The organism is Collinsella ureilytica, assembly GCF_019795105.1.
GTDB lineage: Bacteria > Actinomycetota > Coriobacteriia > Coriobacteriales > Coriobacteriaceae > Collinsella > Collinsella ureilytica.
The window spans coordinates 12,650-25,742 of sequence record NZ_JAIMFO010000011.1 but is presented as its reverse complement, the minus strand read 5'-3'; the positions used below and the strand labels follow the sequence as shown (position 1 = coordinate 25,742).

Genomic DNA, 13,093 nt, shown 5'->3' with positions numbered 1-13,093 from the left:
GCTGATTTGCGCTTCGCTGTAAGGAGCATAGGGGGTCGCCAGCTCGCTTTGAGCGACACTGGCGACCTATTACCGGGTACTAACGAAGAATTACCGTCATAAGACGAGTACTTTACCGCCTACTTACATGAGAGCTCATGCCGACTCACGCAGACAGGTCAAGCGCATCGAGTTTAAGAAGGGCTCGGATGTAAATCTTCAGTGCCTGCTTTAAAAGCGCCTCGGATGCACATTCATTTGGCCCGTGCATCGGCCCTCCAAATGGAGGCAGCTTACGATCGCGATCCTCCGGCCCAAAGGAAACGGCACGTTTAAAATTGCGAGCATACGTACCACCACCCATACTAAATGGAGCTGCTGGCGTACCAACTACTTCGGAATACGTTTCCAAAAGCGCCTGAACAGCTGGGGAATCTGCAGAGACCGAGAAGGGATCTTTCACGCGGCCTACCGTAAAGCTTGCACCAAAGCGCTCAGCAAGCAGACGTAGAGCCTGAGCCAAATCATCTCCTGTTGTAGCATCCGGGAAACGAATATCAACCGACTGCTCAAGCTTGGAATCTGATCTGACAGCAATCGTTCCGGCATTGAGCGTGAGTGCGCCAAACGCCTCATTCGCACATGCAATACCTGCTGCTTCACCCGTTGTGTCTGCAAGCAAGATGGCAAGGAGCTCTACAAAAGCACGCTCCTCTGCACGCAAGAAATCAGAAAGATCAGCATCGATTTCGCGAAGATACGTCAGCGCAATGCCTATGGCGTTGAGCGTGCCTTCAGGCAGAGAAGCATGTCCTCCGATACCTCGAGCAGAGATACGCGATACTCCCGGAGCAGCTGCTTCAATCGTTATACGATCAGCATGAACCTTTGGCTCGGGAAGCTCGCGCGCATCCACGGCAAGCTCGAGCACCGATTGGCCAGGAATTGCATTTCCTGCCTCAGCTCCACTCCATGCAAGAATCCGGGGTTGCTCAATATCTACGCTCGTAAAGCTTCCTGCAAAAACGCCCTTTTCTGCATTACAGACGGGAAACTCCGCATCAGGCGTGAAGAGGAAGGCAGGCTCGGGATGATTTTTGAGATAGTGCTGCACATCAGTCATGCCCACCTCTTCATCGCAGCCCAGAAGCGCCCGAAAACTATAGTTGGGCACGATGTTCCGACGCAAAAAGTAAGCTCCGGCATATAAGGAAAGTACCGCTGGCCCCTTATCATCAATTACGCCTCGTCCAATAAACCAGCCCTCGCGGCGGCGCATGGTAAAGGGATCGCTATCCCAACCAGGACCTGCCGGCACCACATCGATATGCGCAATGGTTGCAATCTGCTCGGATCGCTTGCCTGCGATATCAGCCATGCCCATATAGCCCTCATCGTCAGACACGGCATAGCCTAACCGCTTGGCAATACCAAGACCTGCATCAAGTGCTGCGCGCACGTGAGGACCAAATGGGGCATTGGGAGCTGCAAGGGCAGTATCTGCAACTGAGGGGTAGCTCACGAGGTGCGCAATATCGGCACAAACATCGTCCCACACCTCATCAATATAAGTATCAATATCCTGATTGAGTTCAGCGTTCATGGAAGTCCTTTCACGATATGCCATCTGATCTCTCCCGTTATACCCAGCTAACAATTCATGCAGCCTCACCGTAGACAAAGCGTGCAGCGAATGCGCAAGAAAAACCCCGCATGTACTACAACGGCCACGATCATGAGAGCAAAGCATGCAGCGAATGCGCAAGAAAAACCCCGCCACCGAAGTGACGGGGTGCTTGAGCACAAGCGATTAAGAAACTTGTAAAGAGAACAGCCTACTCGGCGTCCTCAGTCTCCTCGGTTGCCTCAGTCTCCTCAGAAGGCATGGGCGTAACCTCAATCTCGATGCCCAAGGTCTCTGCAGCAGCCTTCATGGACAAAGAGATACGACGGCGATCGAGGTCGATCTCCATGACCTTAACCTGAACCTTCTCGCCCACCTGGGTGACCTGATTGGGCTGGTCAACGTGCTTGTTGGCCATCTCGGAGATGTGCACGAGACCCTCAATTCCCTCACCAAGATCAACAAAGGCACCAAAGGGCACGAGCTTGGTAACGGTACCCTCAACAATGGCACCAACGGGATACTTCTTAACGAGTGCGCGCCAAGGATCCTCGGTGGTCTGCTTGAGACCCAGAGAAATACGCTCGCGGTTGAGATCCACATCCAGAACCTCGACCTCGACCTCTTGGCCAACCTTGACAACCTCGGAAGGATGGTTGACGTGGTTCCAAGAAAGCTCGGAGATGTGAATCAGACCGTCGATACCGCCAAGATCCACAAAGGCACCGAAGTCCACAATAGAAGACACGCTGCCCATGAGGCGCATGCCGCTCTTGAGCTTGGAGAGAATCTCGGAGCGCTCGGCCTTACGGGACTCCTCGAGCACCACGCGGCGGGAAAGCACCACATTGTTGCGATTACGATCCATCTCGATCACGCGAGCCTCAATGGAGGTGCCCAGATAGGAGGTGAGATCCTTCACGCGACGAAGATCGACCAAGGAAGCAGGCAAGAACCCGCGAAGACCAATGTCGAGGATCAGGCCGCCCTTGACAACCTCAATGACCTCGCCCTCAACGTTCTCGCCGGAGTTGAACTTCTCCTCGATGCGGTTCCAAGCACGCTCGTACTCGGCACGCTTCTTGGAAAGAACCAGGCGACCGTCCTTATCTTCCTTCTGAAGCACGAGAGCCTCAATGGAATCGCCCAGGTTTACCAACTCGGACGGATCGGCATCCTTGCGAATCGAGAGCTCACGTACAGGAATGACACCCTCGGACTTAAAGCCGATATCTACGAGGACCTCGTCGTGCTCGATCTTAACGATCGTGCCGTTGACCAGATCACCTTCATCAAAATCGGTGATGGTGCCGTCGATCAGGTTGTTCATCTCCTCCTCATCAACATCGTCAAGGGAGAAGATGGACGAGTTCTGAATCTCACTCAAGGGTGGACCCCTTTCGAACTACGGGGCCCCGATCGCGGTACTCTCGGGGGCCGACAGATACAATGGTGACCGCGTCCACAGTCACGTCCCGTTAGACTACGTTGAATCGTCCACGATTTCAAGCGTTAACACGCAAGTTTTACGCAAGCGGCACCGTTAGGGAGCAGGACTTTGCTCAATTGGCGATAAACGGAGAGCCAACGTGGCTCTCAATCATGCCTCGCTTCACAGACGCAGTCACTCAAACAGCAGATAACACCCCCTGTTATACAGGGGAATCAAGGCGCTAGGCACCAAAGAAAAGCTTAATTTCGCGCTCAGCGTTCTCAGGACTATCAGAACCATGAATTACATTTGAGTTAACATCGAGAGCCATATCTCCACGAATGGTACCGGGAGATGCCTCCAATGGATCGGTGGCACCCATCAGTGAGCGCATCTTCGCCACAGCAGACGACCCTGAAATAACCATCTTAACGACCGGTCCGCTCGTAATGAACGCAATGAGATTTTCGTAAAACGGCTTATCGGCCAGGTGATGGTAGTTTGCAGCCGCCTGCTCGGCAGTTACCTCTGCAAGCTCCATGCGCTCAATGCGAAGACCTGATCGCTCAATGCGCGAAATAATCTCTCCAACTTTGTGGTCGCGAACAGCATCCGGCTTAATCATGGAGTACGTACGTTCAATGGCAGCCATCAGGCCCCCCTTCCTTCGGTTTTCTCATGTGCTCCATCCTAGCAGAGTACACGACTGTAAACACGGATTTTGTTTGAACGACAGGCGAGCGGCCGAAGGCATACCTTAGCGCATCGTGCAGCACGGCTGCACACCTCGCCGCAGACACACGCCGCAACCCGCGCCCGTACTCCCCTTACGCCGCTGCTTTGTCCTCAAGCCCGTTAATAGCAAGCTGGGTTTTTCGGGCAACCTCGCTCACTGCAGCTCTGGCTCGAAGCAATACGCCTGCCAGGTTTGCTTCGTTGGGGTTTTCTTCTTGAGCATCGTGTATTGCTGAGATAAAGGCTCGACGAAGATCACTTGCAATATTGATCTTTACCATCTTGTGCTTGGCCATCTGAGAAATAATCTGAGGGTCAATACCCGAGCCACCATGGAGCACTAAGGGACAAGGACAGACCTTGGCAATCTTTTCAAGGTGAGCCAGATCAATATTGGGGCGCTCTTCAAGGCCGTGAACGTTTCCGATAGAGACAGCCAAAAGGTCACAGCCCGTCCGCTCAACAAACTCTGCTACCTCATCGGGGTTGGTGCGAGAGTTTGCCTCAGACACATGATCATCTTCTTTGCCAGCAATAGCTCCCAGCTCTGCTTCTACCGAAACCCCGTGTACATGGCAAAACTCAACCGCTTGGCGAGAAAATGCAATATTTTCCTCAAAGGGAAGTGCAGCTCCGTCAATCATGACTGAGGTAAAGCCAGCAAGGACTGCCTGGCGCACATCTTCAAGGGTTTTGCCATGATCGAGATGCAGTGCCACCGGTACGGTATAGGACTCAGAGGCTGCTCGCACACAATCTGCTATAAGCTCATAGCCGGTGAGCTTCACGTTGGTAGGAGCGATCTGTACCACACCGGGCAGCCCATTTGCTTCAAAAGCATCCATGATGGCCAAAGTCATTTCCATATTGGTGGTGTTATACGCCGGAAGCATTACCCCACTTCTTTGAGCAATACCTACCAGAGTGTTCATATCGACGAGAGCCATGAGCGTTCCTTTCTCTACATACCGAATTCATACAATCGTTTGACGTATCACCGGTCTTAGCCTGAAACGAGTCTCACCACCTCAATCAGGCCAAGATATTTTTGGTACGCCGCCATATGACGAAGATGTGCCTCGGGATCCACCTCAATAGGATCTCCCAGGCCTTGGAGGGAAAACGAGGTCGTTTCACACGCCGCTTGCTGAGCCATCAAGGCAGCACCGAAGCCAGCACTCACTGACCCGGCTGCTTGCATGGGCAAGCCAAAAACATCCACTAAAATCTGAAGCCAGATCGCACTTTTTGACCCACCACCGGTCACTAAAACTGGCTCAGACGTATCTGCAGGAATTCCCATACACTCTGAGAGCTGCTTAAATCCGTAGGCAATCCCTTCCATTACTGCTAAGGAAAGATCTGCCCGGCTCGTCTCAGGTGTGAGTCCAAAGAAGGCACCTCGAAGGCTCGGATCAGAAAATAAGGTCTTTTCGCCAGACATATGAGGGAAGAACATGAGCTCGCCCCTACCCGTGGCAACACGATCAATGTCCTGATCAATCGCGGCATAGTCTTTGGTATTACATATGCGCTCAATAAGCCAGGCACGAGTAGATCCGCACGACTGGATCGAGCCCTGTACGAGCTCGATAAAATGCCTACCGTGAGGAGAAAAGAGGACCGTTTTACCAGGCAGGTCGGCATCTTGAGCCACATCGGCAGTAAAAACAGCATCGGCCGCATGCTGGCTATCTTGACAAGACCCTTGAGATCCGGACCTGCGAGCATGTCTCACACCCATGAGCACGCCTGAAGTCCCAAGCGATAGTGCTGAGCGCGCCTCAGTTAAGCATCCAAGTGGATAAGCAGCTGCGGGATTGTCTCCAGTACCCACAATGACCGGCACGCCTACAAGTTCTTGCGGAATATGCACGCTCGATACAACGTCACCAGCAATTTCCAAAGAGCCTCGAATTTGAGGAAAAATCTCTTCAGGCAGACCCAGAGCTGCGCGAGCCGCATCAGACCAGGTGCGAGATTTCGTGTCAAACAACGATGAGGTTGATGCCTCGCAGAAATCGGTTCCCAGCACTCCGGTGAGCTTATACACAATCCAGTCTGGACCTATAAGAAAGCACTTCAAGCGATCAAAGAGCTCAGGTTCTACGCGGCGCATCCAGAATAAATTAAGTGCGGCAGAGCCCGTAGAAACACTTCTGAGAGATTCATAAGCATCTGCGGCCTGCAGCCGATCTCTCACCTCATCCAAAAGAGAGGCTGTGCGCACATCGTTCCACATGAGTGCCGGGCGAAGAGCTGACCCTTCAATTGCAATTGGTACTAAGGTATGCATCTGGCCGGTGACACCGATCGCTGCCACCGGTGCCCCCCTCAGCTGAGCTACGAGCGCGTCCAGAGCATTGCATGTTGCTTCCCACCAGCGCTCAGGATCAATCTCTCGCCAACCAGGCCGTGGTGCGTCCACCTCATACGCACGGCTTACCTCAGCACAAACACGTCTGTTTGCACCAAGTGCACAAACCTTGACTGAAGAGGTTCCAAGATCTACGCCAATGCACAGTGCTTCACCGTTCACGACCGAGCCTCCTCATCTCCAAAGGCGAGGATGACCTTGTAAGAATCAGGCTCTTGAGCCCGGGCAATCGCTTGGTCAAATTCGGTCGGCTTAAACGTGCTATCAATGAGTGGCGAGGGGTCGATAATCCCCTTATCAATGACCTGAACCGCCTCGTAATATGCACTGATCGTAGGACTGACTGCACCCGTCACAGTAATCTGGAAACTATGCAGGGCGCTCGCATCAATGGGAACATCTTCGCGCGGATGAATCGAGCTAAACATCACACAGGTGCCGCAGGGAGCACACATCTTTACTGCCTGAGCAGCAACTGCTGGATGAGCAGCTGTGTTATACACAGCATCTGCGCCACGCCCATCTGTAAGCTCGCGCACACGAGCAACAGCATCGCATGCAGTTGGGTCAAAGGCGGCTGCTGCCCCAAACTTTCGCGCCAGCTCACGCCGAGCTGGTTGAGGCTCGCTTACAATCACGCGAGCACCACGGCGCACCAACAGCATCACATGCAACAGACCCATAGTGCCGCCGCCGATGACCACAACATCTTGGCCAAATTTTACGTTGGTTTGTTCAATGCTATTAATGCAGCAGGCAACGGGCTCAGTCATTGCCATCTTGGCAAAGGAGCGCTCATGCTCAAACACCATAATGTCATCAGCTTGAGCTAAAACATACTCTGCAAAACCGCAGTATCCCGAGATTCCATCTGTAGCATGAAAAATCTTTGACCGGGGATGCTCTTCACAGATATTTTCGTGTCCTGTCCGGCAATAATGGCATACCTTGCAGTCTTCAATAATGTATTTCACCACCGATTGGCCAGGTCGAAAACGCTTGGGATCAACGGCGGAACCAATGCGCTCAATCACGCCAGCAAACTCATGGCCACCAATGCGAGGATAGGAATAATTGCAATCTCCCAAATAATCGCGGACGTCATTGGTGCATATGCCTGAGGCAACAATTTTAATCAGCACCTCGCTTGCCGCAGGCTCCGGCGTGGGCAAATCGGTCAGTTCAACATGTCCGGGCTCATACATCAACAGGGTTTTCATAGGTTTGATTCCTCAAGTTCAAAGAAGATGGATGTACAAACATCTGGCAGATAGCCTGCAAGCTCGCTCGGTATCATTTGGGTAAGCGATCCCTATCCGGCGAGCTTGCACCGGCAAAATACCTATTAGAGTTAGGTGTAATAAAATCGAGTGTGAGCTAGGCTGGGAAGGCAAGTACTCCTGTGAGGCCTCCGATGATGCCTAACACAACAATCAGGGCAATAATCTTGAGTGAAGACCAGCGCCGCTTTAAGAGGGCATAGATGAGCATCGTGGCTGCCAGGGGCAACATCTTGGGCATGACGGTATCAAAGAGACCCGTCTGCAAATTGAATGACGTACCTGCACTCATAAACTCAATGCCGCAGGTTACATGTACGTAGTTCACAATGAGCCCGCCCATCACCATGCAGCCCATGATGGAAGCGCCCTTCAAAATCTTGTTGAGCGTGCCTTTCTCTAAGAAATCAACAACAGCCTCACTACCGGCTCTGTAGCCAAACATAAAGTTCGCGTAGGAAAGCGTTAGAGCACCAGCAATGATCAGGGCAGCGTACATGAGGGCACCCCAGATATTACCGCCTCCCATACCGGTCAGATCAATGCAAATTCCCAGTAAAATGGGGATGACCACGCCTTGCCAGATGGTATCGCCAACACCGGCTAAAGACCCCATGAGCGAAGTCTTGATATTCGTAATAAACTCTCCGGGAATGGGAGCGCCTTGAGCCTTTTCCTCCTCCATCGCAATGGCCATGCCCAAAATGCAGGATCCAAACTCAATATGGACATTAAAGAACTCGCTCTCGCGGCGCATCATCTCAAGACGTGCCTCTGCATCTTCTGGGTGAATCATCCGAGCAATGGGGGCGAATACGTGAGCTACGGCTTGGCCCATCATGCGCTCGTAGTTATAGCAGGTCTGCGGGAACATCTCCCAGATAAACCATGAGCGTCGAAGAGCAGACTTTGTAATGCGACCACCCGGTCGAGCAAGCTTGTCGGTATCAGACATTAGAATTCCTCCTCGTGAGCGAGGTTGGCACCTGCTGGCTCTGCACGATCAGATACCTGGACATACACAATGGCGGTAATGAGCGCGATGACTCCGAGCGGCAATAGTCCCAAACCGGAATAGACTGCCAAAATAAATCCTAGGAACAAAAAGACTACCGACTCACCCTTAAAGATGTATTGCAGCGTGATCGCAATACCGAGCGCTGGCATAAGCCCGCCAATGACCTGAAAGACCGTAAGCACAGAACCGCTCATGAGATCAATGAACGACTGGATATAGGACGAGCCAAAATATGCCGCGAGTGTACAGGGCAACACCGTAATAACAAAGGCAAAAATCTGGGGCAGCAAAACGTTTCCCACCCAGATGCGCTCATACTGTTCGCGCTGGATAAAACCATCAACCATATGAACAAAGACTGAGTCAAAGGTCATGCGGAGGTACCACACGATTGTGCCCAAAATTCCGATAGGCACGGCCAAGGCCAGAGCAGTCTGAGCAGGCAAGCCACCAGAGATGGCATAGGCGGTTCCCAAAATGCCTGCAAGCGCCATATCGGCGGGCATGGATCCGCCTGCAGAAATAAAGCCAAGGTAGACAAGGTTGATGGTTCCACCCGTCATAGCTCCCATGACCGGGTCGCCCAGAATAACACCCGTTACCAATCCACACACCAAGGGGCGCTGGAGCGACCAGAGCCCCACAAAGGGCAGGTTGCCAATGGCCAGCCAATACACAACGCCTAACAGAAGCGCTTGAAGCAGCGTCATTGCCTACACCTCCTTGCGAGCACGCTCGAGGGCATCATCGACCTCAATGACTGCCTGCTCGGGTACCAGCTGATAAAAGACGCGCACACCAGCATCGCGAAGCTCTTCGATAGCTGCGACCTCTTGAGGATCAGCGGCAACGTTTTTAATAAAGGGCTTGCGCTCTCCCCGAATTCCCATGCCTCCGAGGTTCACCTCACGCAAGGGCACGCCAGCAGCAACCATGCGGGCAAAGGCGATTGGGCTTTTTGTGAGAACAATAACGCGCTCACCAGGAATTGGATCTTTCATAAGACCCCGAGCTGCGTCTTCTACGCTCGAAACAAACACCTTCACACCCTCAGGGGCAAGCGATTTCAATACCCGCACATTAAAGCTGTCTGCGGCCACATCGTCATCGGCAACCAAAATCCGGTTTGCCGAAAGCGAAGGCGTCCATACCGAGACCACCTCCCCATGAATCAGGCGATCGTCAACGCGCGCAAGTACAACATTTCGCATTAGAACTCCTCCCCTTCTTTTTCTTCCTCTGGCACAGATGCCATAAGCTTGCGAACATCTTTCACGCTGTCTTTTGCACCAAGCACCGCTGCTTCAGAGACCTCGCGCGCTGTTTTACCAGCGCTTCGAGCAACGAATGCTTCAACTAAGGCCGGCACATTCACGCCGGTTACGTGATAGATATCGTGTGTTCGAGAAAGCTCTACAACCTGGTTAAAGGGAGAGCCAAAGTACAGGTCAGTGAAAAAGACAATATTGCCTTCGTCTTCTGGGTCAATCGCTGCCTCCAGGCGCTCTTTTAAGCGAGCTGGCTCCTCCTCAGGTAGTAAGACGTGGGCTTCAATGTCTGTTTGCGGGCCGAGCAACATCTGCACCGTATCGAGCAAACCCTCGCTCATCCTCCCATGTGAGGCGAGTATGCACTTCATCCTGATCCTTTCTCGCATGATCCATCCAGCGGGGTGGCACACACCACCTCGGAAGCTCCTCCATGATTTTTTGTTCGTAGTTCTTACGTTTCGTGTATTAAGTCGAGCCTGTAGAGACTATTCAAAATGCCTCAGCTGCAGCTAAGACATAGAAGACGCTTTCCGTACACCATCAGTCGCTTCGCATGCCCTGCGCTTTTGGTGCTAGGGCCGCTCATCAGATTCTTTGAAGCACCGTGCCCACAACATAGTTGTTCGCAATGAGCCAGACGTTGCTCCACTCAGCAGACGTGTTGTCGGTCAGAAAGATTTGCTGTTCGAGGTGTAAAACCGGGGAATCAGGACCTACATGCAACAGCTCGCCGCGCTCCTCCCCTGCTACGCAGGCTGCATAGCGTGCGTTTGAATGCCCAATACGCTTTCCAAACATAGATTCAATCGTGGCAAACAGGGTGTGCGTATTGAAATCGATCTTCTCAAGGCCGGGCAGCACCTTGAGATTGATACAACTTTGCAAAAGCAAAACGGGCTTGCCCTCAACCGAGCGCACGCGATCCATGGTGAGCACCGGATCGCCCACCTTTAAGAAAAGCTTTGATGCCAGCCGCTCATCGGCAGGCACGACCTCGTGCTTGACCACACGGGTCGTAAAGCTCACACCCTGAGAGCGCAGGGATTCAGCAAATGAAATGAGGGTGCTGCCAGTTGGATGGGTAAAGACCGTACGGGAAACAAAGGTGCCCTTACCTCGGATCTGCACGAGCAAGTTCTCATCCACCAGAGCGCGGATTGCGCGGCGAACCGTACCCCGACTCATGCCAAGAATCTCACAGAGCTCATGCTCAGTAGGAATCTGGTCGTCAGGCTCCCACAGATGATCGTAGATACGCTCGCGCATATAGTTTGCGGCCTGAATATGCAACTGAACAGAATTGCTCAACTCTGCTGGCGCTACACCCATTGAAGCCTCCTTCTCCGTCGCTCCCGTGTCTTGCTGTACATGGTTATACAACGTCTGAGATCTCGCAGGCTAGCGCAGATATGCAGGCTCAAAAGCATCAAGCATGTACGAACTTTTCTGTACATCAATCTTGAGGTTTTATACTCAGAATGAACCTGACTGGACAAGTGGCGACACAATCCGCCCAAAGCACTAGACCTGAGTGAACAACTTTGACCTGCTGTTTGTATATTTACAGATCTGATCACTATTATTTTGTATATTATTTTGAGAATATAGAACCTGTGAACGGTCGATACGACTCGGTAAACGGTAGTTCTGCGCCTCATATGGCAGGTAGAGCTATGAATTTGATGAGCGATCACGAGTGAGCATGCGCATGCTTGCATACCCAAGTGGTACCGAGGTGACTACAGGCGGCGAAGCGATGAGGCTCAGTAAATGATATCGAGCTACCGCCTACCGCACGACAGTCCGTCCTACAACCTGTCCTATTTGCCGACACGCACCGCTGGAACCCCAACAATGCGTGCGTAAGATTCTTACAGCCTGCCTTATTGCCGCCACGAACCGTAAGCGCGCCCTAGAAGACAGGCGACAGCCCATCTTATAGCCTGCCTTATTTACCGGCAAGCACTGCCTCGCCCATCACAATGTCGGTACGAGCCAAACGCATCTGGTGCTCAACCGCCGTCGGTGCCGTGCCGCCCTCGCTCGTACGCGCAGCAACAACCCGATCTAAATCAAGCGCTCCTGCAATATCGTCAGCAAAGAGTTCACACTCACCCCGTAGATCAGCGAGAGATAGATCTGACAGCTCACAGCCCCGATGCTCGCAGAGCAACACAAGTCTCCCTACAACTGCGTGAGCGTCTCTGAAGGCCATGCCCTTGCGCACCAGATAGTCTGCTGCGTCAGTTGCTGCCAGATAGCCCTTGCTGCACGCAGCACGCATAGCGTCAGCATTAAATTGAGCGGTTGTAATCATGCCGCTCATCACAGAAAGACACATCGAGAGGGTGCGCGCCGTGTCAAACATGCCTTCTTTATCTTCTTGTAGGTCTTTGTTGTATGCCAGAGGAAGCCCCTTCATAGTTACCAAGAGCTGCATGAGGTTGCCATACACCCTGCCAGTTTTTCCGCGCACCAGCTCAGCAAAATCAGGATTTTTCTTCTGCGGCATAATGCTTGAGCCCGTAGCGTAGGCATCCGAGAGTGTGAGGTAGCCAAACTCGGGCGAACTCCACAGCACAATCTCTTCTGCAAGCCGCGAAAGATGCATAGCACATACCGACCCAGCATATGAGAGGTCAAGCAAGAAGTCCCGATCAGAAACCGCATCGAGCGAGTTGGGAATCACGTCGGCAAAGCCAAGCTCGTAGGCAGTCATCCGCCGATCAATGGGATAGCCCGTACCGGCTAGAGCAGCAGAACCCAAGGGTGAGCGATTCGCTGCATCATAGGCGGCATTCAAACGCTGAAAATCCCGAGACAGCATCCAGAAATACGCTAAGAGATGATGAGAAAGCAGAACCGGTTGGGCGTGCTGTAAATGCGTGCAACCAGGCAGGATGACACCCGGATGCTGTTCAGCTGCACTCAACAAAGAGCGCTGGAGCTCCAGTACATCTTCCATGAGTGCGCGTGCGAGCTTTTTTGCTCCTAAGCGTGTGTCAGTTGCGACCTGGTCATTTCTGGAGCGACCGGTATGTAGCCTCGCTCCTGGCTCCCCGACGCGACGAATGAGCTCGGCCTCCACCGCCATATGGATATCCTCATCGCGAATATCAAAGTCAAAAGAGCCGGTGGCAATATCGGCCTCAATAGAATCAAGACCTGTTTTGATTTGTGCGGCGTCCTCTTCGCTGATAATCCCTTGAGCGGCAAGCATAGCAGCGTGCGCGCGTGAGCCTGCAATATCTTCTTGATACAGCTCACAGTCAACGGGCAGCGAGGCTCCAAACTCCCAGGTCTCTGCTGCTGCACCTGTCTCAAACCTGCCATCCCAAAGCGCCATGGTGGCTGCTCCTCCCTCACGTCTCAAAAAC

The 13,093-nt window shown here is 52.7% G+C and carries 12 protein-coding genes; all 12 read right to left on the bottom strand.

The genetic code is table 11. The features are described 5' to 3' along the window. Positions 1 to 145: 145 nt before the first annotated feature. The 12 genes from K6V98_RS08490 to argH all read right to left on the bottom strand — a co-directional run bounded on the left by K6V98_RS08490 (position 146) and on the right by argH (position 13,062). Positions 146 to 1,606 (bottom strand): Sapep family Mn(2+)-dependent dipeptidase, encoded by a 1,461-nt coding sequence (locus K6V98_RS08490; RefSeq protein ID WP_306792869.1) that lies wholly within the window; start codon positions 1,604 to 1,606, stop codon positions 146 to 148. A 208-nt stretch (positions 1,607 to 1,814) separates the two neighbouring features. Further along, entirely contained in the window at positions 1,815 to 2,990 is a 1,176-nt protein-coding gene (gene rpsA / locus K6V98_RS08485; RefSeq protein WP_222200105.1) for a 30S ribosomal protein S1, read from the bottom strand. A gap of 286 nt (positions 2,991 to 3,276) precedes the next feature. Beyond that, the gene (gene ndk / locus K6V98_RS08480) at positions 3,277 to 3,687 is read right to left on the bottom strand and encodes a nucleoside-diphosphate kinase (RefSeq protein WP_222200104.1); all 411 of its coding nucleotides are present in this window, start codon (positions 3,685 to 3,687) and stop codon (positions 3,277 to 3,279) included. 175 nt (positions 3,688 to 3,862) lie between these two features. Further along, positions 3,863 to 4,717 carry a class II aldolase gene (locus K6V98_RS08475; protein WP_222200103.1) on the bottom strand — a complete coding sequence of 285 codons (855 nt, stop codon included), beginning with the start codon at positions 4,715 to 4,717 and terminating at the stop codon, positions 3,863 to 3,865. Positions 4,718 to 4,773: 56 nt separating this feature from the next. Beyond that, the gene (locus K6V98_RS08470; protein ID WP_222200102.1) at positions 4,774 to 6,309 is read right to left on the bottom strand and encodes a xylulokinase; all 1,536 of its coding nucleotides are present in this window, start codon (positions 6,307 to 6,309) and stop codon (positions 4,774 to 4,776) included. Then, positions 6,306 to 7,367 (bottom strand): zinc-dependent alcohol dehydrogenase, encoded by a 1,062-nt coding sequence (locus K6V98_RS08465; protein ID WP_222200101.1) that lies wholly within the window; start codon positions 7,365 to 7,367, stop codon positions 6,306 to 6,308. Before K6V98_RS08465 ends, K6V98_RS08470 begins: the two co-directional genes overlap by 4 nt. 157 nt (positions 7,368 to 7,524) lie before the next feature. Continuing rightward, positions 7,525 to 8,382: a PTS system mannose/fructose/sorbose family transporter subunit IID gene (locus K6V98_RS08460; RefSeq protein ID WP_222200100.1), complete on the bottom strand. Its 858-nt coding sequence runs from the start codon at positions 8,380 to 8,382 to the stop codon at positions 7,525 to 7,527. Beyond that, complete coding sequence (locus K6V98_RS08455) at positions 8,382 to 9,155, bottom strand: PTS mannose/fructose/sorbose/N-acetylgalactosamine transporter subunit IIC (RefSeq protein ID WP_222200099.1); 774 nt, start codon at positions 9,153 to 9,155, stop codon at positions 8,382 to 8,384. The genes K6V98_RS08460 and K6V98_RS08455 overlap by 1 nt, the downstream gene beginning before the upstream one ends. 3 nt (positions 9,156 to 9,158) lie before the next feature. Further along, positions 9,159 to 9,656 (bottom strand): PTS sugar transporter subunit IIB, encoded by a 498-nt coding sequence (locus tag K6V98_RS08450; protein WP_222200098.1) that lies wholly within the window; start codon positions 9,654 to 9,656, stop codon positions 9,159 to 9,161. Beyond that, positions 9,656 to 10,084, bottom strand: coding sequence for a PTS sugar transporter subunit IIA (locus K6V98_RS08445; RefSeq protein ID WP_222200097.1), 429 nt, complete (start codon positions 10,082 to 10,084; stop codon positions 9,656 to 9,658). Before K6V98_RS08445 ends, K6V98_RS08450 begins: the two co-directional genes overlap by 1 nt. A gap of 217 nt (positions 10,085 to 10,301) precedes the next feature. Then, positions 10,302 to 11,045: a GntR family transcriptional regulator gene (locus K6V98_RS08440; RefSeq protein WP_222200096.1), complete on the bottom strand. Its 744-nt coding sequence runs from the start codon at positions 11,043 to 11,045 to the stop codon at positions 10,302 to 10,304. Between the two features lie 619 nt (positions 11,046 to 11,664). After that, positions 11,665 to 13,062, bottom strand: a complete 1,398-nt coding sequence (gene argH, locus K6V98_RS08435) for an argininosuccinate lyase (protein ID WP_222200095.1) — start codon at positions 13,060 to 13,062, stop codon at positions 11,665 to 11,667. Positions 13,063 to 13,093 lie beyond the last annotated feature (31 nt).